Source organism: Mesorhizobium sp. GW821-FHT07A06 (assembly GCF_059419085.1).
The window spans coordinates 1-21,262 of the sequence record NZ_JBWKRC010000015.1; the positions used below are offsets into that span (position 1 = coordinate 1).

A 21,262-nucleotide genomic window follows, 5' to 3' on the forward strand; every position below is an offset into this window, starting at 1 on the left:
AACCATCGAGGCAGCCGAATGCAGGAACTACTTCGAAAACGCAGGCTACGCTTCCGTCAAAACGTGAAAGGCTCTAGCCGGCCAAGGCGTGGTCTTTTTGCAACTTCAGATAGGAAAACATCCATGGGATACCCGGCCGTATTGCGCCGGAACCGAAGCAGTTTAGACTACAACACAGCTTCGGGGTGCTCCTATGAAATCGATTCTGCTCGCTTCAGCCATTCTTGCCGCCCTTCCGGGCAGCGCTTTTGCCGCGGATGCGCTGTCCTCCGGTCCGGCAGTCTATGAATGGAGCGGCCCCTATGTCGGCGTCCAACTGGGCTATGGCTGGGGCGATGTCGATAGCCACGATTCCCAGATAGGCAACGGCTTTTCGGACTGGGCTGACTCGTGGAGCTCCAACGGCGTGCTCGGCGGTATCCATCTTGGCTACAACCAGGCTTACGGTTCGTTCGTTCTTGGCGCTGAAGGCGACATCGAAGCCTCGGGAATGAGTGGCTCCGTCGATTCCGAATTTGCCGGCAATATCAAGACCAAGATCGACGTCCAAGGTTCTTTGCGGGCACGCCTTGGCTATGCGATGGGGCCGGCCCTGTTGTACGCGACTGGCGGTCTCGCGGTTGCTCACTTCAAGACCAAGTACGACGATGGTGGAACGACTGACGACTCGTCCAATACCAAAGCTGGGTGGACCGTGGGCGCCGGTCTCGAATATGCATTCATGCAGAACTGGACGACGCGCGTCGAATATCGCTACAGCGATTTCGGCAAATTCACCGACAATCCAGCGACCGACAGCGGCTTCCTGTACCCCACCGAGGTGAAGACTCAAGCTGTCCGCGTCGGCTTCAGCTACAAGTTCTGATATCGATTGAAGGCGGCGACATTGTCGCCGCCTTTTCTACTCCGCCGCGGCCCGTGCGCCAGCCTTTGCCGCCGCATGCAGGCGCACCGCATCACCGAAAGCGCGGAAGATCTTGGCCGAGTTGCTGTCCGATTTGACCCAGTATTCGGGGTGCCACTGGACGCCGACGGCGAAGGCGCGGGCTCCCTTGACCGAAACCGCTTCGACCGTGCCGTCGGTGGCGACTGCCTCGATCTCAAGCTTCGACCCCAACCGGTCGATCGCTTGCCGGTGCAACGAATTGACCTTGATGTCTCCGGCACCGAACACGCCGGCCAGGCAGCTGCCGGGCTTGATCGAAATGGTCTGGTGCATGGCGAAGCGCTCGTCTTGTTTGTCGCTCGCGGGAGCGCGATGGTCGAGCGAACCCTCGCGCTCCTGGATCTCGGTGCCCAGCGTGCCGCCGAGCGCGACGTTCAGCTCCTGGATGCCACGGCAAATTGCGAGCAGCGGCACGCCCCGCTCGATGGCCCGGCGGATCAGCGGCAGCGTGGTGGCGTCGCGCGCCGGATCATAAGGGCCGTTGGCTTCGCTGGCATCGCCGCCGTAGAGCGAGGGGTGCACGTTGGATTTCGAGCCGGTGACCATGACGCCGTCGACGGAGGACAAAAGCTCGTCGAAGTCGAGCCTGTCGCCGAACGATGGCACCAGCAGCGGGAACACGCCCGCACCGGCGATTGCGGCTTCGAGATATTGCTGAGGGGCGGCATGCCAGGTGTAGTTGTCGAACTGACGGACGTCGGTCGATATGGCGACGAGCGGCTGCTGCATTTTGGCTCTGGTTTCCATCTGGCAAGGTATGTCCTGGCTTCAAAATAGGCGATCCGCTGTGGTTTTTCCATGGCAAGTTTCGGCGTGTCGCATGGGCCACCAAATCCCTTGTTAGACTATAGTTGCAGGGTCGCATGGCTTGGTTACCAAATCAGGCCGCCGTGCTGGACTAGGCTTCTTGCCCGTGTATTGTTTCAGCCAACCGATATGGGAAGCCGAGGATTTCCCGAATGTCGGTCTGTTGATCCAAAAGGGAGGAACTGCATGGATCGTCGTTCGTTCATTCGCAAGGCCGGCGTGACCGGTGTCGGCGCCGCGGCGGCGGCGGCAACGCTTGCCGCCCCGGCAATCGCCCAGTCCAATCCCAAGATTACATGGCGGCTGGCATCGTCCTTCCCGAAATCGCTCGACACCATCTATGGCGGCGCCGAGGTCTTCTCCAAGATGCTGTCGGAAGCCACGGACGGCAATTTCCAGATCCAGGTCTTTGCCGCCGGCGAGCTCGTGCCCGGCCTGCAGGCGGCCGACGCCACCACGGCCGGCACAGTCGAAGCCTGCCACACGGTGGCATATTATTACTGGGGCAAGGACCCGACATGGGCGCTTGGTGCGGCGGTTCCCTTTTCACTCAACGCGCGCGGCATGAATGCCTGGCATTATCATGGCGGCGGCATTGACCTGTTCAACGAGTTTCTCGCCACGCAAGGTCTTTTCGGGCTGCCGGGCGGCAACACCGGCGTGCAGATGGGCGGCTGGTTCCGCAAGGAGATCAACACGGTCGCCGACCTCTCCGGCCTCAAGATGCGCATTGGCGGGTTTGCCGGCAAGGTGGTGCAGAAACTCGGCGTCGTGCCGCAGCAGATTGCCGGCGGCGACATCTACCCGGCGCTGGAAAAAGGCACCATCGACGCCGCCGAATGGGTCGGTCCCTATGACGACGAGAAGCTCGGCTTCTACAAGGTCGCGCCCTACTACTACTATCCCGGCTGGTGGGAAGGTGGTCCGACCGTCCACCTGATGTTCAACAAAGCGAAATACGAAGAGCTTTCGCCGACCTACAAATCGCTGTTGCACACCGCCGCGCAGGCCACGGATGCCGACATGCTGCAGAAATACGACTATGTGAACCCCGCAGCGGTGAAGCGGTTGGTGGCCGGCGGCGCGAAACTGCGTCCGTTCAGCCAGGAAATCATGGCGGCCTGCTTCGAAAAGGCGAACGAGGTCTATGCCGAAATGGAGGCCTCGAACGCGCCGTTCAAGAAGATCTGGGAATCGATCAAGGGCTTCCGCAAGGAGCACTATCTCTGGGCACAGGTGGCCGAGTACAATTACGACACCTTCATGATGGTCCAGCAGCGCAACGGCAAGCTGTAGAACTATCCGGAAAGACCTCGGGCTCGCGCCAGCTAATGGCTGAAGCCTGCGCCGCCCCTCAACCGCCTGCCGGCACCTTCTCCCCGTTTAGTGACGGGGAGAAGGTGGCTGCCGCACCCTTGGCGCATCTCCTGCAACGTTGGCAACTGGCGAAACCGGCGACGGAGGCGTCCTTCTCCCCGTCGCTATACGGGGAGAAGTGCCCGGCAGGGCGACGAGGGGCAGCGCTAACACTCGTAATTGACAATTTGCGAAGGCAATCGCTTCAGCCAAGGCCTGGCACCACCAGCACCTTGACCTCGCCCGGCGCCGGCGGATTGGCGATCACGTCAGCCGCCTCTTCGAGCGGCACCTGCCTGGAGATGAGACGGTCGATCTCGATCGCACCCGACGCGATCAGCTCGGCGGCGCGGCGGTGCGTGTAGGGGTTGAGGAAGGAGCCAACCACCTTCAATTCCCGGAACAGCAGGTCGAAGGGCTCGAATTCGACCTTCATGCCTTGCGGCGTCACGCCGACGATGACGACTGTGCCGCCGGCCCTTGCCAGCCGCATCGATTGCTCGACGGTCTCGCGCACGCCCGCGCATTCGAACACCACGTCGGCGCCGCCCGGCATCAGGCCCGCCGGTCCGGAAATGGCATCGATGACATCTTCGGCGGTGGGGTCGACCGTCGCCGTCGCACCGAGTTCCTCGGCAAGCGCGCGCCGCGAGGCCTGTCTGGTCGACAGGAGGATGGTCGTGGCGCCGGCCAGCCTTGCCAATTGCACGGTGAGCAGCCCGATGACGCCGCCGCCCAGCACGATCACCGAACTGCCGGGCTTGATCGCGGCAAGATCGATGCCATGCAGGCAGCAGCCGAGCGGCTCGCAGAATGCGCCATGCGTTGGAGGCAAGTCGGCGGGCAGGATGAAGGCCTGCTTCTGCGGCAGAACGACATACTCGGCAAAGCCGCCATCGCGATGGATGCCGATGGCATTGAGATTGCGGCAGAGATTGACCCGGCCGGCATGGCAATGCGGACATCTCCCGCAGGCGATGTTGGGATCGCCGGTGACGCGGTCGCCGACGGCAAAGCCGGAGACGCCGTTGCCGACCGCCTCGATGATGCCCGAAAATTCATGCCCGGGCGTCACCGGTGGCCGGCAGGGGAATTCGCCATGGAAGAGGTGGCGGTCGGTGCCGCAGACGCCGCAGGCTTCGATCCGGACCAGAAGCTCGTCCGGGCCAGGGACAGGTTTGACGACCTCGCGCAGCGCGATGCTGCCCACGGCCTCCAGCCGCACCGCTTTCATGGCATCGTCCCTCTCAATTGAAGCTCGGCGGTTGCGAGAGGTCTGGCGCCGGTGTCGCCGGCTTGGCCGGCGGCGCATCGCCGAAGCTCGGCGGTTGCGACAGGTCTGGCGTGGCGGGCGCGGTCGGTGCGCTGCCGCCACTGGCGGGCGCGCCACCATCCTGCGGGGCGCCGAGCCGCGACAGGCCGGGTACTTCCGGCACCTTGTAGTCGATCGTGCCGGGATCGATCGCCGTGCCCTTGTAGCGCATCACCATTTGCGGGAAGGCGATGGTCAGTCCGATCATCACCACCTGGATCAGGACGAAGGGCACCGCCCCCCAATAGATCTGGCCGGTGGTGACCGGCGCGATCTGCTTGCCGGTGATGCGGTCGAGATAGGGCACGCGCGCGGCGACCGAGCGGAGGTAGAACAGCGCGAAGCCGAAGGGCGGGTGCATGAAGCTGGTCTGCATGTTGACGCCGAGCAGCACGCCGAACCAGATCAGGTCGATGCCGAGCTTGTCGGCGGCTGGCGCCAAGAGCGGCACGATGATGAAGGCCAGTTCGAAGAAGTCGAGGAAGAAGGCCAGGAAGAAGACGAGGATGTTGACGCCGATCAGGAAGCCGACTTCGCCGCCCGGCAGCGAGGTCAGGAGATGCTCGACCCAGATCTGGCCGTTGACGCCGTAGAAGGTCAGCGAGAAGACGCGGGCGCCGATCAGGATGAACAGCACGAAAGACGACAGCCGCGTCGTCGAGGCCAGTGCCTGCTTGATCACGTCCAGCGACAGCCGGCCCTTTGCCGCGGCCATCGCCAGCGCGCCGACCGCGCCCATGGCGCCGCCTTCGGTCGGCGTGGCGATGCCGAGGAAGATGGTGCCCAGAACAAGGAAGATCAGCGCCAGCGGCGGGATCAGCACGACGACGACCTGCTGCGCCAGCCGCGACATCATGTTGATGTTCAACCTTCTGTCGGCGATCGCGACGACATAGATCAGGATCACGCCGACGCAGGCGCCAAGAATATCGGCATTGTCGCCATGGGTCGGTGCCAGATAGCTGTACGCCGCATAGGAGACGGCTACCGCCGCCGCCAGCGCCACCAGCAGCGAAATCACGCCATGGCCGAGCGTGCGCGCTTCGAGCGGCAGCGCCGGCATCATCTTCGGCCGGAAGATCGACACGATGAGAATGTAGAGTGCGTAGAGACCGGTGAGCACGAGGCCCGGGATCAGCGCACCCGCATACATGTCGCCGACCGAACGGCCGAGCTGGTCGGCCAGAACGATCAGCACCAGCGAGGGCGGGATGATCTGGGCGAGCGTACCGGAGGCGGCGATGACACCGGACGCCAGACGGCGGTCGTAGCCATAGCGCAGCATGATCGGCAGCGAGATCAGTCCCATGGCGATGACAGATGCCGCCACCACGCCGGTGGTCGCCGCCAGCAACGCGCCGACGAAGATCACCGCATAGGCGAGGCCGCCGCGGATCGGTCCGAACAGCTGGCCGATCGTGTCGAGCAGGTCCTCGGCCATGCCCGATCGTTCGAGCACGATGCCCATGAAGGTGAAGAACGGAATGGCCAGCAGCGTGTCGTTCGACATCACCCGGCTGCCGTAGAAATTGTCCGGCAACGCATGGAGCAGCGGCCAGGCGAGGTTGATCGCCCCGCCCGAATAGGGCGTCAAAAGCACGCCGATGAAGAAGAACATCAGGCCGTTGGCGGCCAGCGAGAAGGCGACGGGATAGCCGATCAGCATGAACAGGATCAGCGAGGCGAACATGATCGGCGCCATGTTCTGGGCGATGAACTCCATCACGAGCGCACCTCGTCGGCCAGCGCCTTGGCTTCGAGCTCAGCCTGTTCGTGCACGGAAATGAAGGGGTTGGGATCGTCCATGACGCCGCGCATGATGGCGATCTTCTTGATGATTTCGGAAATGCCCTGGAGTGCCAGCAGGAAAAAGCCGACCAGCAGGATCGCCTTGGCCGGCCAGACGATCAGGCCGCCGGCATTGGTCGACATTTCACCGCTGTGGAACGACAGCGACACGTAGGGCACGAAATAGACGACCATCAGCGTCACGAACGGCATCAGGAAGAGGATATGGCCGAGAAGGTCGATCCAGTGCTGCACGCGGCGTGAAAACAGGCCGTAGACGATATCGATGCGGATATGCTCGTTCTGCTTCAGCGTATAGGCGGCCGCCAGCATGAAGGCGGCGCCGAACAGGTACCATTGCAGTTCCAGCCACGCATTCGACGAGGTGTCGAACATCTTGCGGATGACGGCGTTGGCCGCGCTCACCAGGATCGCCAGCAGGATCAGCCAGGATACCGATTTGCCGATGAATTCGTTCAGGCGGTCGATGCCCCGCGACAGAGCGAGCGGCCCTTCCATGCAGTCCTCCCTTGTACCCGAGGCGTGCCGGCTCCCCCTTTTTCTGCCGTCACGCCGCGTGGCCCAACGGTATGCCGCGCGTGGCAGGACGGGTCAACACGGATGGCGGCGGCAAAACGGTATCGGATGAAGGGGGGCGCGGGACAAGGGCGGTCTGCCCCGGCGTCATGCAACCAAAGTCTGATGGGCAACCAAAGTCTGATGGGCTCAGACGACCTTGCCGGTATCGCGGCCGGCGCCGATCAGGATCAGCATGGCCACCAGGAACAGGTACATCCACGCATCGCGCCATTCGACCGGAAAATAGCCGGCCCATAGTGATTCGGCCATGCCGAAGGCGGCCGCGCCCACTGCCGCCCGAGGCGGCGAAAGATAGCCGCCGACCGCTGTCACGAACAGGATCTTCAGGCCGTAGACCAGACCTGAGCCGAAGCTGACATTGCCGTAGTAGAGGCTGGCCATGACGCCGGCCAGCGCGGCGCAGAAGCCGCCGAGCAGCACGGCACGCCGGAACACGCCGCGCACGTCGACGCCGCACAGGGCGGCTGCTCGTGGATCGTCCGAGACAGCGCGCCAGCACCGGCCGAAGTTGGAGTGGGCAAATGCTGAGGTGGCGAGTGCGACCGCCGCCAGCACCACCGCGCAGTCGAGCACCTGGATCAGCGTCAGCGTCGCCTTGAAACCGGAGCCTTCGGCGAAGACGATGGGCTGCGCCAACATTGGCGGCAGCCACAGATCATGCGTGTCGGCCGCGATACGGCTGGCCTCCGAAAGCACGAGCAGGATGCCGAGCGTGGTCACCACGATGGCATTGGGCGAGCGGTCCGCCAGCGGTTCGAAGATGCTGCGCGACAGGACATGGCTGATCAGCGCGGCATAGAGGAACGCCGCGACGACCCCGAACAGCACCGACGCCAGCAGCGTCAGCCACAGAACCTGATAGCCGAAGGCGACGCTCAGGATCATCGCCTGGCCACAGAACGCAAACAGCGCGCCATAGGCGAGGTTGGTGCGGTGCAGGATACCGTTGGTCAGCACGTAGCCGAAGGCGAGCAGCGCATAGAGCGCGCCCGAATGCAGCCCGTTCAGCACCTGCTGGAAAAAATAGAGCATGCTCAACACCAGAAGCGTATCGCCCGGAATGCGCGGTGGTCCGGGACGGCGAAAATGCTCAAGACAAAGCGACGATACCGTGCGCATTGGAGGTTTGCATCGTCGAATCTAACTTGTCAAACGCGATTTATCGGTTAGATTTTGCGATATGACAGTTGCCTGGACCCCGCACCGCTTCACCGGCGGCCTGCTCGCGCTCGACACGGCGAACACCGTCGTGCTGCGCGGCGATCCCCAACGCACATTCGACCGCTTCGACGATCAGGTCGAAATCGCCCGCTTTGCCGATGCGGCCAGCGGCTTCCGCGCCGCCGAGCTTGGCGACAGGCGGCTGGCTGTGTCCTCACCGGCGGCAATCGCGCCTGTCGTGCTGTCGATCCGCGAGGCGACCGACCGGCTGTTTCGCGGCGCGGTGTCGAAGGGCGCGCTCGCCACCGCTGACCTGCCGGATTTCCTGCGGGCCTGTGCCGAGGGCCTGGCCGGCAGCCGCACGGAGATCGGTGTACCGGGAAAGCCGTTCGGGAATCCCTCGACGCCGATCGCTTTCGAGGCGGCGCTGGCGGTTTCGGCGCTCTCGCTGCTGCGTGACGACACGATCGCGAGGCTCAGGATATGTCCCAACTGCACCTGGCTGTTTGTCGACAGAAGCCGCAATTCCAGCCGTCTTTGGTGCGACATGTCGGTGTGCGGCAACCGGCAGAAGGCAAGTCGTCACTATCGCCGCCGCCGCTTGGCGGCCCATGAGGTCAAGGATGCCTAGGGGATTTTCACGCGCGCTCGTTGCCGGCGCCATCTTGATCGCCGCCGCGGCGCTCGGCGGCTGCCGCGATACCGGCGGCGAGGGCAAGCTGTTCGAGGTTTCCGGCAAGATATTCGTCTTCAACTACCGTCTCGCCAGGGCAACCTACGTCGTGACGCTGCGGCCCTTGCAGCCGATGGGTGAGGGCCAGGTGGCGGTTGCCAGCTTCCAGAACCCTGCCGGCGGTGCGCCGTTGGTGGTCGAACAGAAGGTCTGGCCGAAGCTCGACAAGGTGAGCCTGGAGAGCCCGGCGCTGACCTGCATCGTCAAGAACAAGCCCTATGCCATCGCCATCAGCATCAAGGGCGCCGACGGTACCGTTTTGCAGACGATCGACACCACGCTGATGTCGACGGAGGACCAGTCGATCCTGCCCGACCGGCCGCTGGTCATCGACCAGCTCTATACGGCCAATCCCGACCTCGCCGGCCATCCCGACGGCAAGCTGCCGGGCGAGCCGAAGCCGGACTGCTCGAAAGCCGGCTGACAGCTTCCGACCGCACCGGTTTCGTCTGGAATTTTCGTGCGCCGTGGCGCTGTCGGCGCACGGTTTCATGCGTGGTCCGGTGCCCGCCGGACTGTTTGTTGCGCGTGGCCTGGCCCCTTCGATTTTGTTTGACCTGCCTTGCAAGGGGAGAAAGGATGCGCCATCCGATCCCGACGTTGGCTGCTGGCCGCGGCCTTCGCAGAGGAAATGCCCGATGACGCTGCATGATGTCGCGCTCGACGACAAGTTCGACCTTGGAAAGGAGCGCATCTTCCTGTCCGGCGCACAGGCGGTCATCCGCATGCTCCTGATGCAGCGCGAGCGCGACCGCCGCGCCGGCCTGAACACGGCTGGTTTCGTCTCCGGCTATCGCGGCTCGCCGCTCGGCGGGCTCGACATGCAGTTGTGGAAGGCGAAGAAGCAGCTCGCTGGGGCCGACATCGTCTTCCAGCCCGGCCTCAACGAGGAGCTTGCCGCCACCGCCTGCTGGGGATCGCAGCAGACGGAGCTGCTGGGCGAGGGCACTCATGACGGGGTCTTTTCGGTCTGGTACGGCAAGGGGCCGGGCGTCGATCGTTCGGGCGACGTGTTCCGTCACGCCAATCTCGCCGGCTCGTCCAGGCACGGCGGCGTGCTCGCGCTCATGGGCGACGACCACATGGCCGAATCCTCGACCAATGCGCACGCCACCGAATTCCTCTTCGTCGACACCATGGTGCCGATCCTCAATCCGGCCGGCGTCCAGGAGATCATCGACTACGGGCTGTATGGCTTTGCCATGTCGCGTTTCGCTGGCACCTGGGCGGCGATCAAATGCGTCAAGGACAACATCGAATCGACGGCCTCGGTCGACGCCTCGCTCGAACGGCTCAACATCGTCCTGCCGGAGTTCGACATGCCGCCGGGCGGCCTCAACATCCGCCACGAGATCGACATGCTCGGCCAGGAAGAGCGGCTGCACGAGTACAAGCGTGCCGCGGCCTCCGCTTTCATCCATGCCAACGGGCTGAACCACATCGTCTATTCGGGTGGCCGCAATCCGAAGCTCGGCATCATCACGCTGGGCAAGAGCTATCTCGATGTCCGCCAGGCGCTGGAGGATATCGGCATCGACGAGGCGGCCGCCAACCGCATCGGCGTGCGGCTGTTCAAGGTCGGCTGCCCCTGGCCGCTCGACCTGCAGCACATCGCGGACTTTGCCCGTGGCCTCGACGCCATCGTCGTCGTCGAGGAGAAGCGCTCGCTGATCGAGGTGCAACTGCGCGAGAACCTCTACGGTACCGCCATCCAGCCGGTCATCGTCGGCAAGAAGGACGAGCGCGGCGACTGGCTGTTTCCCGCCAAGGGCGCGCTCGACCCCAACGAGATCGCCATTGCCCTGGGCGAGCGCATCGTGAAAACCATCGGCCCTTCGGAAGAGATTTCGGCGCGGGTGGCGAAGCTGCGCCAGTTCCAGGCGATGCTGGCGGACGCCACCGACATCGGTTCGCGCACGCCCTTCTTCTGTTCGGGCTGTCCGCACAACTCCTCGACCAAGGTGCCGGACGGCTCGATCGCCGCCGCCGGCATAGGCTGCCATTTCATGGCGCTGTGGATGGACCGCAATACGCTGGGCTTCACGGCCATGGGCGGCGAAGGCGCGCAATGGGTCGGCCAGGCGCCTTTCTCCAAGCGCGATCATATCTTCCAGAACCTCGGCGACGGCACCTACAACCATTCCGGCACGCTGGCGATCCGCTTCGCGCTGTCGAGCGGAGCCAACATCACCTACAAGATCCTCTACAACGATGCCGTGGCCATGACCGGCGGCCAGCCGCACGAGGGCGGCCTGACGGTGGACATGATCGCCAGGCAGGTGCGGGCAGAGGGCGTCGACCGGATCGCCATCGTCACCGACGAACCCGACAAATATGCCGGCAAGGCCGAATTCCCCGCCGGCGCCACCATCCACCACCGCGACGACCTCGACCTCGTCCAGCGCGAGTTGCGCGACGTCAAGGGCGTGTCGATCCTGCTCTACGACCAGACCTGTGCGGCCGAGAAGCGCCGGCGCCGCAAGCGCGGCACCTTTCCCGATCCCGACAAGCGCGTCTTCATCAACGAACTGGTCTGCGAAGGCTGCGGCGATTGCGGCGTGCAGTCGAACTGCGTCTCGATCCAGCCGGTCGAGACCGAATTCGGCCGTAAGCGCAAGATCGACCAGTCGAGTTGCAACAAGGACTTCTCCTGCGTCAACGGTTTCTGCCCGTCTTTCGTCACCGTGCATGGCGCCAAGATCAGGAAAGCCGAGGGCCTGGCCGGCAAGACCGATCCGCTCGACGGCGTGCCGGCACCGGCCGAATTTCCTCTGGGTGCCGAGGGCTGGGCGGCGATCATCGATGGCGTCGGCGGCACCGGCGTCGTCACCGTCGGTGCCGTGCTCGGCATGGCGGCTCATCTCGAGAGCAAGGGGTGCGGCATGATCGACATGGCCGGTCTCGCCCAGAAGGGCGGCTCGGTGTTCACCCATGTCCGCATCGCCCGCACGCCGGACGATATCCATGCCATCCGCGTTTCGGCGGGGAAGGCCGACCTCGTGCTTGGCTGCGACCTCGTCGTGTCGGGCGCCAAGAAGGTGCTGACGGCGGTACGCGAGGGCCATACCATCTTCCTCGCCAACACCGCTGAGATCATGCCCGGCGAGTTTGCCCGCTCGGCGGATTTCTCGCTGCCCATAGAACGCCTGAAGAAAGCGATCCGCACCGCCGCCGGCGAGGACAAGGCGCATTTTTTCGACGCCACCCGCACCGCCACATCGCTGTTCGGCAATTCGCTGGGCGCCAACATGTTCATGCTCGGCTTTGCCTTCCAGCATGGCGGCCTGCCGCTGTCGGCCGAGGCCGTCGAAAAGGCCATCGAGCTCAATGGCGAAGCGGTGGCGATGAACATCGCCGCCTTCCGCTGGGGCCGCCGCGCGGCACACCAGCCGGATTTCGTGCGCGGCCTTGTCTCCCAGCAAGGCAAGGCGGGACAGACCGCCCCGGTCGCGCAGACGCTGGACGAGATCATTGCCCGCCGTGTCGCCTTCCTGACCTCCTATCAGAACGCCGCCTACGGCAAGCGCTATGCCGACAGGCTGGCGCAGCTGCGCGCCGCCGAGGCCAAGGCCGTGCCCGGCTCGACCGCCGTGACCGAGGCGGCGGCGAGGAACCTGTTCAAGCTGATGGCGATCAAGGACGAATACGAGGTGGCTCGGCTCTACACCGACGGCTCCTTTGCCGCCGAGCTTGGAAAGCAGTTCCAGAGCTACGAGAAGCTCGAATTCCATCTCGCGCCGCCGCTCATGGGACGTCGCGGCAATGATGGCAAACCGAGGAAGTCGAGCTTCGGCCCCTGGATGATGAAGGGTTTTCGGCTGCTGGCGGCGCTGAAGGGCTTGCGCGGCACTGCTTTCGACCTTTTTGGCTACACCGCCGAACGGCGTGCGGAGCGGCAGCTTTTGGCACAGTACGAGGGTGATCTGCAGCTCGTCGCCAAGTCGCTGGCACCCGATAAGGCCGATGCGGCGGTCGCTCTCGTTTCGGTTCCCGCGCTCATCCGCGGTTATGGCCATGTCCGGCAGGCCACCGCCGAAAAGGCCCTGGGCGAGCGCCAAAGGCTGCTCGATCGCTTGGCAAAAGCATCCGCAAGGCCGGAACTTCAGGCCGCCGAATGATCCAAAAAGCGCCTAAAATCAGGCGTTTCAGCCCAGGCTAAAGGTTTTTTAATGGGACTATGCCAAGGCTGGGGCTCATTGGGCGCCAGTAATGGGCAAAACAAAGACCGATAACATCCCAGTGGATGTTTATATCCAGTTTGTGCGCTCGTTGTTCGACAACGCGCATATGCTGGTTATCGGCGCGCTTTGCCACGCCACGATCAGCCTCATGGTCTACTGGCGCCACGGCCAGCCTATTTTCCTGGTTCTCGCCGGCGCTCTGCTCGGCATCGGCGTCTGGCGTTACTTCAGCCTGCGGCGATTCCACCGCTCGGGCGGCGAGATTCGCGACGCCGCCGATGCAACGAAGTGGGAGCGCGAATACATCCTGAAGGGTAGCCTTCAGGGGTTGTTGCTCGGGTTCTTTTGCTTCATTTCCATCTACGTCTATTCGGACTCCTATGCCGAGATCGGGGCGCTGTCGGTGACGATGGCCTCCCTGGTGACCGTCGTCGGCCGAAATTACGGCTCGCCGCGCATGGTCATGATCTTTGCGATCACCTTCGTCGGGCCGATCGCCGCGGCGCTCATCCTCAGGTTCGACTTACCCTATGTCGTGCTGGGCCTGCTGATCATCCCCTTCATGTTCATCATCAAGGGCAGCGCCGACCACGTCCGCAATGTGCTGTTTTCGGCCGTTGTCGGACACAAGCAGGCGAGACAGATCGCGCAGCGCTTCAACCGCGCCCTCAACACCATGTCGCATGGCCTGGTCATGCTCGGTCCGGACGGCAAGGTGGTCGTCGGCAACGCCGAGGCCGCCCGTCTGATGTCGCTGAAATCGCCCGACCAGTTGCTCGGGCGGTCGATCCATTCACTGTTGTTGCGCGGCGTTGCCGGCGGCATGCTGGCACCGAAGGACTGCCGCTATATCGAGGCGCAGCTGACGCGCGCCTTGCGCGAAGGCCGCGACCGCAAGGTGCTGGTTTCCTTTTCCAATGGCCAGCACTTTGAATTCTCCGCCCGCGAGGGCAACCAGGAATTGGGCGTCATCACCTTTGAAGACGTGACGGCGCGTGTCGAGACGGAGGAAAAAATCCGTTTCATGGCGCGCTACGACAACCTCACCGGCCTGCCGAACCGCGCCTATTTCCACGAACTGGTCGGCGAATTGATGGCCTCCGGCGAGCGTGACCGCCTGTGCGGCCTGGCGGTGATCGACCTCGACGATTTCAAGAGCGTCAACGACACGCTCGGCCATCCTGTCGGCGATGGCCTGATCTATGCCGTCGCGGAACGGCTCTCGGCGATCGCTGGGCAAGGCATTGCCGTCAGCCGCTTCGGCGGCGACGAATTCATGATGTTCTTCGATCGCATAGAGGACGAAAGCCATCTCGCCAGCCTGCTCGACCAGATTTTCGCCGACCTGCAGGGTGAGGTCGACGTCGCCGGCCACGGCTTGCGGATCCAGGCCAGCGCCGGCGCGGTGCTGTCGAAGGTCGAGGGAACCGACGTCGACGCCATGATCGTCAAGGCCGACCTGGCGCTCTACAAGGCCAAGGAACTCGGCAAGAACGGCTGGCGGCTGTTCGAGGCGGCGATGGACGCCGCGTTCCGCAACCGTCAGCTGATGAAGGCGGATCTGCGCACCGCCGTGGAAAGCAAGAACCTGCGGGTTGTCTATCAGCCGATCGTGGCGATGAAGACCATGCGCATCGCCAGCTGCGAGGCACTCTGCCGTTGGGACCATCCCGATCTCGGGCCGATTTCCCCCGGCATCTTCATCCCGCTGGCCGAGGAGATGGGAATCATTTCCGAGATCAGCACTTTCGTGCTCCAGGCGGCCTGCGCCGAATGCGCCAAATGGCCTGACCAGACTAGCGTCTCGGTCAACCTTTCCGCCAGGGATTTCCGCAATGGCGATGTCATCCAGAAGGTCCGCGATGCGTTGGCCAGTTCAGGCCTCGCCGCCGGCCGGCTGGAGATCGAAGTCACCGAAACCGCGCTGCTCGACGACAAGTCGCAGACGCGTCAATATATCGAGGAACTGAAGCGGCTTGGCGTGCGCATCGCCCTCGACGATTTCGGCACCGGCTATTCCAGCCTGAGCTATCTCCACAAGCTGCCTCTCGACAAGATCAAGATCGACCGCTCATTCGTGATGGATGTTACCCAGAATCCGCGCTCGCTGGAATTGTTGAAGGGCGTCGTCGACCTGACCCGTATCCTGGGTCTCACCGTCACCATCGAAGGCGTCGAGACATTCGAGCAGCTCAAGATACTGCTGCATTCGGTGAAACCGGATCTTGTCCAGGGCTTCCTGTTCGGTGCCGCACTCAGCGCGTCGGGCATCGAAACCATGTCCAATGTAACCTGGCCCTTCGCCGCCGAATTGCAGCCGATCGCCAAGCGCGCCGCCCCCTGAAATCCAGTCATCAAGACCCGGATCTTCCTGTGCCCGCAATTTACCATTTGTTAACGTTAATTTAGAGTAAACGCAAAAGCTCGGAATTTTGCTTCTGGTTCCTCCTGTGCTTCGCTATTGTCGTTATGCGGCGGTGCGAGGACAGAATGGAAAACAAGTTGTTGGGTACGCCCGTTGCGGCGGCTGCGGGCAAGGGCAAGAACAGCCCCTCAGTGTTTTCAGATCACGTCATGGATGTTCTGGAGCATGTGGAGTATCGCCTTTGCGATGGCGCCGAGGATCTAGAGGCGATCTATAGGCTTCGCTACAATTCCTATCTTCACGCCGGCATGGTCAAGCCAGATGCCTCCCGCATGGTGAAGGACGACTTCGACGACCTGCCCAATTCATACCGCTTCGGCGTCTTCTTCGACGGCGCGCTCGTCAGCACCATCAGAATCCACTACGCCAGCGCAAGATATCCTGTGTCGCCCAGCACCGATGTTTTCGGCGACGTGCTGGCGCGGCGACTGGCGACTGGCGAGACTTTCGTCGATCCGAGCCGGTTCGCGGCCGATCTCGAGTGGTCGAGCAGCTTGCGCGTGCTGCCGTATGTCACTCTCAGGCTGGCGGTGGTTGCTTGCAGCCATTTCAAGCCGACCTATTGCCTGACGGCGATCAAGGAAGAACACTCCGCCTTCTATCATCGCATCTTCCGATCGGAGCAGGCGGTGCCTCCGCGAAATTATCCCGGCCTCACCGTCCCCGTGCATCTCTTCCAGTCGAAGTGCTCCGAGAACATGCAGGCGACGCTGGATCGCTTTCCGTTCTTCAACTCGACGGCATTCGAGCAACGCATGCTCTTCCAACGTCCCAACAGGGGCGAGCTGGCACCGCTGACCATCTTGCCCACCGCCAAGTATTTCGAAGCAGCCTGAGCCAAAGCGGTCCTTGGTCGCCTCCTCGGGCATGTCCTCCGCTCTGAACCGGCCTCGGCTTTTGGGCAACGTGCATCACGATGGAGCCTTCCTGGCGTGACGGCGTTGTATAGGGCGACATAGCCGCAAGTTGGTGGCATCGCTTCTGGAAAGGATCCCGACATGCATATTTCCCAGCTCGCGCTCACGCCGCTTATCTCGCTGATCGCCGGCGTGCTGATCCTCATCATGCCACGGCTGCTGAACTACATCGTCGCGCTCTATCTGATCGTCGTTGGATTGCTCGGTCTTTTCCCGCACCTCGCCGGCTGAGGCTGACGATCAAGCCTGGCGCGAAGGCTGTCCCTGGCCGGAATATGCCTGCAGGTTCAATTTTCCGCAGTTTCAATGTTCCCTTGAGGCAGTTGTCGGCAGCGATGCGGCAATAGCGCCATTGCCCTCGGCCCGGCTTTTCGCTATGTGCCTGAAAGATGTCTTCGAAGGGGTATTCCTATGGCTGATCACTCGCCGACCGGTCCTGTCGAACTGGGCGCGAAGATGGACTATGCCGAACATGACCGCACCTATGCGGGCTTTCTCGCGCTGGCCAAATACGGGTCGCTTTTCTGCGGCGCGCTTCTTCTGGCGATGGCTTTCGGCTTCTTCGCTGGCGGCTTCTTCTCGGCGCTTATCCTGTTCTTCCTGATTATGGCCGCCGGCGCCTTCATTCTGCGATAGACCTTCCAAAACCCCGTTGCCGTTGACGTCGCCGGATGTTCCGGCCGACACTTTGCGCAAACAGGTTCCAGCCGAAAGGATCATGCGGTGGGACAGACGGTTTTCATCCCTCGTGAGCTTGACACGAACGAGCCGCGTGTCGCGGCCTCGCCCGATACGGTCAAGCGGCTTGCGGGGCTTGGCTTCGATGTGGTTGTCGAAACCGGTGCCGGCACAAGGTCGCGCATCCCCGACGAGGAGTTTGCCAAGGCAGGTGCCGCCATCGGCAAGGCCTCCGATGTCGCCAAGGCCGATGTCGTGCTGAAGGTGCGCCGGCCGACGGAAGCCGAACTGAAGAGCTACAAATCCGGCGCCGCCGTGATCGCCATCATGGATCCTTACGGTAATGACGCCGCCGTAGCGGCCCTGGCCAAGGCCGGTGTCACCGCCTTCTCGATGGAATTCATGCCGCGTATCACCCGCGCGCAATCGATGGATGTTTTGTCCTCGCAGGCCAACCTTGCCGGCTACCAGGCGGTGATCGACGGCGCTTCGGAATATGATCGCGCATTGCCGATGATGATGACGGCGGCGGGCACCGTGCCGGCGGCCAAGGTGTTCATCATGGGTGTCGGCGTCGCCGGCCTGCAGGCGATCGCCACGGCGCGCCGCCTCGGCGCGGTCGTCACCGCCACCGACGTGCGCCCCGCCGCCAAGGAACAGGTCGCTTCGCTCGGCGCGAAATTCCTGGCCGTCGAGGATGACGAGTTCAAGGCCGCGGAAACCGCGGGCGGCTACGCCAAGGAAATGTCGAAGGAATACCAGGCCAAGCAGGCGGCGCTCACATCAGAGCACATCGCCAAGCAGGACATCGTCATCACCACGGCGCTGATCCCCGGCCGTCCGGCGCCGAAGCTGGTCTCGGCCGCCATGGTCGCCTCGATGAAGCCGGGCTCGGTGCTCGTCGATCTCGCCGTCGAGCGCGGCGGCAATGTCGAAGGTTCCGAGCCGGGCAAGGTCGTCACCACGGCCAACAATGTGAAGATCGTCGGCCACCTCAATGTGCCGGGCCGCGTCGCCGCATCCGCCTCGCTGCTCTATGCCAAGAACCTGTTCGCTTTCCTCGAGACGCTGGTCGACAAGAACACCAAGACACTTGCCATCAACCGAGACGACGACCTGGTCAAGGCAACGATGCTGACCGACGGCGGCAAGGTTGTTCATCCCGCTTTCGCCAAGGCCGACCAGCAGCCTCGTGTCGAGCCGGCCGCGATCCCGGCCACGACCATGGTCGCCGATGCTTCCACGCCTGCCGCGCCGAAAAAGGCCGCGCCCAGGAAAACCGCCGCATCCAAGTCGTCCTCGCCCAAGTCGAAAGGCACCGCGTGATGGATCAGACCCTGCAGAAAGCCCTCGACCAGCTCGATCAGGCAAGTGCCGCCGTCCGGCTGGCGGTGCAGAACCTGGCAAATGCGCCGGGCGGTGCCGAAGCGGCGGGTGATGCCGCGCACGCACTTTCCGGCGGCGCCATCGATCCCTTCGTCTTCCGTTTCGCCATCTTCGTGCTGGCGATCTTCGTCGGCTACTACGTGGTCTGGTCGGTCACCCCCGCTTTGCACACGCCGCTGATGGCCGTCACCAACGCCATCTCGTCGGTCATCGTCGTCGGCGCGCTGCTGGCTGTCGGCATTGCTGCCTCCGGCGTTGCCGCCGGTTTCGGCTTCGTCGCCCTGATGCTGGTTTCGGTCAACATCTTCGGCGGCTTCCTCGTCACCCAGCGCATGCTGGCCATGTACAAGAAGAAGGAAAAGTGACGTGACCGTCAATCTCGCTTCCTTCCTCTATCTGGTCTCCGGCATCCTGTTCATCCTGGCGCTGCGCGGCCTGTCGCATCCGACCACCAGCCGCCAGGGCAATCTCTACGGCATGATCGGCATGGGCATCGCCATCGCCACCACATTGGCGCTGGCAACCCCGTCGGCCGGCCGCTTCGGCCTGATCGTGCTCGGCCTCGCCATTGGCGGTGGTGTCGGCGCCGTCACCGCGCGCCGCATCGCCATGACCTCGATGCCGCAGCTGGTTGCGGCCTTCCACTCGCTGGTCGGCCTTGCCGCCGTCATGGTGGCGGCCGCGGCCATCTATGCGCCGGAAAGCTTCGGCATCGGCACGGCGGGCGACATCCATGCCCAGGCCCTGGTCGAAATGAGCCTTGGCGTCGCCATCGGTGCCATCACCTTCACCGGCTCGGTCATCGCCTTTTTGAAGCTCGATGGCCGCATGTCGGGCAAGCCGATCATGATCGGCGGCCGCCATTTCATCAACGCCGCCCTCGGCATCGCGCTGGTCGTGCTGATCGTGCTGCTGGTCACGACCGAATCGAAACTGGTCTTCTGGCTGATCGTCGCCGCCTCGCTGGTGCTCGGCATCCTCTTGATCATCCCGATCGGCGGCGCCGACATGCCGGTCGTCGTCTCGATGCTGAATTCCTATTCGGGCTGGGCCGCCGCGGCACTCGGCTTCACGCTAGGCAATCTGGCGCTGATCATCACCGGCGCGCTGGTCGGCTCGTCGGGCGCCATCCTGTCCTACATCATGTGCAAGGGCATGAACCGAAGCTTCATCTCGGTCATCCTCGGCGGCTTCGGCGGCGAGACGGCCGCAGCGGCTGATGACGGCATCGAGCGCACGGTCAAGCAGGGCTCGGCCGATGACGCCGCCTATCTGATGATGAACGCGCAGAAGGTCATCATCGTGCCGGGCTACGGCATGGCGGTCGCCCAGGCCCAGCACGCGCTGCGCGAAATGGCCGACAAGCTCAAGGCCAATGGCGTCGACGTCAAATACGCCATCCATCCCGTTGCCGGCCGCATGCCTGGTCACATGAACGTGCTCTTGGCCGAAGCCAATGTGCCTTACGACGAGGTCTTCGAACTGGAGGACATCAACTCCGAGTTCGCGCAGGCCGACGTCGCCTATGTCATCGGCGCCAACGACGTCACTAACCCGTCCGCGCGCGACGACAAGTCCTCGCCGATCTACGGCATGCCGATCCTCGACGTCGACAAGGCGCGCACCTGCCTGTTCGTCAAGCGCTCGCTCGGCTCCGGCTATGCCGGCATCGACAACACGCTGTTCTACAAGGACGGCACCATGATGCTGCTCGGCGACGCCAAGAAGATGACGGAAGAGATCGTCAAGGCCATGGATCACTGATCCGGCCGATCGCACAAACGCCGCTATCAGAATAGCAAAGAGCCCGGCTTTAGCGAAACACCGGGCTCTTTCATTTTCGGGAGCGTGCCTGGGTTCAGCGGCTGGTCAGGAACACTGCTTCCTCTTCGTCGCGCTGCCTGCCGCCGAGGGCCGCGGCGGCGCTGGCGATGAAGGCGCCGATGGCAAGCGACAAGGCGCCGAGCAAGGCAAAGGTCGCGCTGGCCTTCCGGGCGGTGTCGGCGGCTTGCTTGGCCTTCACCTTGGCGTCTTCCACCTTGGCGACCATTGCATCGACACGCGCCTTGGCGTCGGCCTCCGAAAGACCGGTGCGGGCGGCAACCAGTTGCGACAGATAGGCCTTGTCGTCGGCCGAAATCTCGCCCGCCGCGGCGCTGGCGACCAGGATGCGCGAGGCCTGCCCGACCGCGGCGGCGTCGCTGTCCGGATTGGTTCCTGCGAGCTTGGCCGGATCGGCCGGACGGAAGAGCGAATCCACCAGATAGGAAGTCGCATTGTTGGCCGACGCGCCGCCGGCATTGGCGGAGGCGCCAGCCGAGGCACCCATGGCAGCGCCCGACGCCACTGTGGAAACCGCCTGCACGCCGGAACCAAGTGCAGCGGAGAGCGCCGAGCCCAGCACGCCAACCACAAGCAAGGTGGCCAATGCCCAGGCGAGGAAGCCATGAGCGGTGTCACGGAAATAGACCTCGTCGGTATGGATCCCGACCCATTTGGTGCGCAGGCGTCCGGCAAGATAGCCACCGACGCCGGAGGAGAGCCACTGCACGACGATCAGCCAGATCGCCGTCGATACCGCGAAGGTGGTAACCGACGCACCCGAGCCTGACCATGGCGAAACCATGCTGAGGCCCAGACCCGAGCCGAGCAGCATCAGGACGAAGGTTAATGTCGAGGCCGCGAAGGCGCCGGCAATGATCGGTCCCCAGCTGACGGCTGTAGCGGAGGATTCTTCTGACGCGGATAGGTCGATGGCCGATACGGTGGGCTGCATCAATGCCCCCTACCGTACGAACAGCATGATGAGGATGATGATCGGAATCGGAATGCCGAGCAACCAGAGCAAAATGCCACGTCCCATGAAGGCCTCCTGTGAGAAATTGTGATCGATGTTGTCACAATGTCCCGAGAGGACTTCCGTTCCGGCGGGCTATAAAATGATTTGGTTGCCGGCGATGGAACAATTCGGA

18 protein-coding genes are annotated in these 21,262 nt (G+C 63.4%); 12 read left to right on the forward strand and 6 right to left on the reverse strand.

Translation table 11 applies throughout. From position 1 onward, the window contains the following. Positions 1-193: 193 nt before the first annotated feature. Positions 194-865, forward strand: coding sequence for an outer membrane protein (locus tag AC07SZ_RS31085; RefSeq protein ID WP_494917332.1), 672 nt, complete (start codon positions 194-196; stop codon positions 863-865). Positions 866-901: 36 nt separating this feature from the next. On the opposite strand, the gene AC07SZ_RS31090 is transcribed toward AC07SZ_RS31085, so the two are convergent. Beyond that, positions 902-1,675, reverse strand: coding sequence for a gamma-glutamyl-gamma-aminobutyrate hydrolase family protein (locus AC07SZ_RS31090; RefSeq protein ID WP_494917333.1), 774 nt, complete (start codon positions 1,673-1,675; stop codon positions 902-904). Between the two features lie 264 nt (positions 1,676-1,939). On the opposite strand from AC07SZ_RS31090, the gene AC07SZ_RS31095 reads away from it, so the two are divergent. Continuing rightward, a complete protein-coding gene (locus AC07SZ_RS31095) occupies positions 1,940-3,049 on the forward strand; it encodes a TRAP transporter substrate-binding protein (protein ID WP_494917335.1) in 1,110 nt (369 codons plus the stop codon). A gap of 265 nt (positions 3,050-3,314) precedes the next feature. Here the strand turns inward: AC07SZ_RS31095 and AC07SZ_RS31100 are convergent, their stop codons facing one another. The 4 genes from AC07SZ_RS31100 to AC07SZ_RS31115 form a co-directional block, all read right to left on the reverse strand. Next, positions 3,315-4,343 carry a zinc-dependent alcohol dehydrogenase family protein gene (locus AC07SZ_RS31100; protein ID WP_494917336.1) on the reverse strand — a complete coding sequence of 343 codons (1,029 nt, stop codon included), beginning with the start codon at positions 4,341-4,343 and terminating at the stop codon, positions 3,315-3,317. 13 nt (positions 4,344-4,356) lie between these two features. Further along, entirely contained in the window at positions 4,357-6,144 is a 1,788-nt protein-coding gene (locus tag AC07SZ_RS31105; protein ID WP_494917338.1) for a TRAP transporter large permease, read from the reverse strand. Continuing rightward, positions 6,144-6,728: a TRAP transporter small permease subunit gene (locus AC07SZ_RS31110; RefSeq protein ID WP_056569216.1), complete on the reverse strand. Its 585-nt coding sequence runs from the start codon at positions 6,726-6,728 to the stop codon at positions 6,144-6,146. Before AC07SZ_RS31110 ends, AC07SZ_RS31105 begins: the two co-directional genes overlap by 1 nt. Before the next feature lie 207 nt (positions 6,729-6,935). Beyond that, on the reverse strand, positions 6,936-7,841 hold the full coding sequence (locus tag AC07SZ_RS31115; protein ID WP_494917449.1) for a branched-chain amino acid ABC transporter permease: 906 nt from the start codon (positions 7,839-7,841) through the stop codon (positions 6,936-6,938). A gap of 148 nt (positions 7,842-7,989) precedes the next feature. On the opposite strand from AC07SZ_RS31115, the gene AC07SZ_RS31120 reads away from it, so the two are divergent. The 10 genes from AC07SZ_RS31120 (at position 7,990) to AC07SZ_RS31165 (ending at position 20,054) form a co-directional block, all read left to right on the forward strand. Beyond that, on the forward strand, positions 7,990-8,601 hold the full coding sequence (locus AC07SZ_RS31120; protein ID WP_056569222.1) for a CGNR zinc finger domain-containing protein: 612 nt from the start codon (positions 7,990-7,992) through the stop codon (positions 8,599-8,601). Then, positions 8,594-9,127 carry a hypothetical protein gene (locus AC07SZ_RS31125; RefSeq protein ID WP_494917340.1) on the forward strand — a complete coding sequence of 178 codons (534 nt, stop codon included), beginning with the start codon at positions 8,594-8,596 and terminating at the stop codon, positions 9,125-9,127. Before AC07SZ_RS31120 ends, AC07SZ_RS31125 begins: the two co-directional genes overlap by 8 nt. Positions 9,128-9,341: 214 nt before the next feature. After that, positions 9,342-12,821: an indolepyruvate ferredoxin oxidoreductase family protein gene (locus AC07SZ_RS31130; RefSeq protein ID WP_494917341.1), complete on the forward strand. Its 3,480-nt coding sequence runs from the start codon at positions 9,342-9,344 to the stop codon at positions 12,819-12,821. Positions 12,822-12,912: 91 nt separating this feature from the next. Further along, positions 12,913-15,228 (forward strand): putative bifunctional diguanylate cyclase/phosphodiesterase, encoded by a 2,316-nt coding sequence (locus AC07SZ_RS31135; protein ID WP_494917342.1) that lies wholly within the window; start codon positions 12,913-12,915, stop codon positions 15,226-15,228. A 146-nt stretch (positions 15,229-15,374) separates the two neighbouring features. Next, entirely contained in the window at positions 15,375-16,145 is a 771-nt protein-coding gene (locus tag AC07SZ_RS31140; RefSeq protein ID WP_056569231.1) for an N-acyl amino acid synthase FeeM domain-containing protein, read from the forward strand. 162 nt (positions 16,146-16,307) lie between these two features. Further along, positions 16,308-16,457: a DUF3096 domain-containing protein gene (locus tag AC07SZ_RS31145; protein WP_019862764.1), complete on the forward strand. Its 150-nt coding sequence runs from the start codon at positions 16,308-16,310 to the stop codon at positions 16,455-16,457. Between the two features lie 180 nt (positions 16,458-16,637). Continuing rightward, positions 16,638-16,862 (forward strand): aa3-type cytochrome c oxidase subunit IV, encoded by a 225-nt coding sequence (locus tag AC07SZ_RS31150; RefSeq protein ID WP_056569234.1) that lies wholly within the window; start codon positions 16,638-16,640, stop codon positions 16,860-16,862. An 87-nt stretch (positions 16,863-16,949) separates the two neighbouring features. After that, complete coding sequence (locus tag AC07SZ_RS31155) at positions 16,950-18,230, forward strand: Re/Si-specific NAD(P)(+) transhydrogenase subunit alpha (RefSeq protein ID WP_494917343.1); 1,281 nt, start codon at positions 16,950-16,952, stop codon at positions 18,228-18,230. Next, on the forward strand, positions 18,230-18,655 hold the full coding sequence (locus tag AC07SZ_RS31160; RefSeq protein WP_056570342.1) for a proton-translocating transhydrogenase family protein: 426 nt from the start codon (positions 18,230-18,232) through the stop codon (positions 18,653-18,655). The genes AC07SZ_RS31155 and AC07SZ_RS31160 overlap by 1 nt, the downstream gene beginning before the upstream one ends. A gap of 1 nt (position 18,656) precedes the next feature. After that, positions 18,657-20,054 (forward strand): NAD(P)(+) transhydrogenase (Re/Si-specific) subunit beta, encoded by a 1,398-nt coding sequence (locus AC07SZ_RS31165; RefSeq protein ID WP_056569240.1) that lies wholly within the window; start codon positions 18,657-18,659, stop codon positions 20,052-20,054. A 94-nt stretch (positions 20,055-20,148) separates the two neighbouring features. Here the strand turns inward: AC07SZ_RS31165 and AC07SZ_RS31170 are convergent, their stop codons facing one another. Further along, on the reverse strand, positions 20,149-21,066 hold the full coding sequence (locus AC07SZ_RS31170; protein ID WP_494917344.1) for a hypothetical protein: 918 nt from the start codon (positions 21,064-21,066) through the stop codon (positions 20,149-20,151). Positions 21,067-21,262 lie beyond the last annotated feature (196 nt).

Excerpts from the sequence above, each read along its gene's own strand:
- AC07SZ_RS31145 (WP_019862764.1), top strand. The coding sequence starts at position 16,308 with ATGCATATTTCCCAGCTCGCGCTCACGCCGCTTATCTCGCTGATCGCC.
- AC07SZ_RS31170 (WP_494917344.1), bottom strand. The coding sequence starts at position 21,066 with ATGCAGCCCACCGTATCGGCCATCGACCTATCCGCGTCAGAAGAATCC.
- AC07SZ_RS31090 (WP_494917333.1), bottom strand. The coding sequence starts at position 1,675 with ATGCAGCAGCCGCTCGTCGCCATATCGACCGACGTCCGTCAGTTCGAC.
- AC07SZ_RS31105 (WP_494917338.1), bottom strand. The coding sequence starts at position 6,144 with ATGGAGTTCATCGCCCAGAACATGGCGCCGATCATGTTCGCCTCGCTG.
- AC07SZ_RS31100 (WP_494917336.1), bottom strand. The coding sequence starts at position 4,343 with ATGAAAGCGGTGCGGCTGGAGGCCGTGGGCAGCATCGCGCTGCGCGAG.
- AC07SZ_RS31125 (WP_494917340.1), top strand. The coding sequence starts at position 8,594 with ATGCCTAGGGGATTTTCACGCGCGCTCGTTGCCGGCGCCATCTTGATC.
- AC07SZ_RS31150 (WP_056569234.1), top strand. The coding sequence starts at position 16,638 with ATGGCTGATCACTCGCCGACCGGTCCTGTCGAACTGGGCGCGAAGATG.
- AC07SZ_RS31135 (WP_494917342.1), top strand. The coding sequence starts at position 12,913 with ATGGGCAAAACAAAGACCGATAACATCCCAGTGGATGTTTATATCCAG.
- AC07SZ_RS31120 (WP_056569222.1), top strand. The coding sequence starts at position 7,990 with ATGACAGTTGCCTGGACCCCGCACCGCTTCACCGGCGGCCTGCTCGCG.
- AC07SZ_RS31160 (WP_056570342.1), top strand. The coding sequence starts at position 18,230 with ATGGATCAGACCCTGCAGAAAGCCCTCGACCAGCTCGATCAGGCAAGT.
- AC07SZ_RS31140 (WP_056569231.1), top strand. The coding sequence starts at position 15,375 with ATGGAAAACAAGTTGTTGGGTACGCCCGTTGCGGCGGCTGCGGGCAAG.
- AC07SZ_RS31130 (WP_494917341.1), top strand. The coding sequence starts at position 9,342 with ATGACGCTGCATGATGTCGCGCTCGACGACAAGTTCGACCTTGGAAAG.
- AC07SZ_RS31095 (WP_494917335.1), top strand. The coding sequence starts at position 1,940 with ATGGATCGTCGTTCGTTCATTCGCAAGGCCGGCGTGACCGGTGTCGGC.
- AC07SZ_RS31115 (WP_494917449.1), bottom strand. The coding sequence starts at position 7,841 with ATGCTCTATTTTTTCCAGCAGGTGCTGAACGGGCTGCATTCGGGCGCG.
- AC07SZ_RS31085 (WP_494917332.1), top strand. The coding sequence starts at position 194 with ATGAAATCGATTCTGCTCGCTTCAGCCATTCTTGCCGCCCTTCCGGGC.
- AC07SZ_RS31110 (WP_056569216.1), bottom strand. The coding sequence starts at position 6,728 with ATGGAAGGGCCGCTCGCTCTGTCGCGGGGCATCGACCGCCTGAACGAA.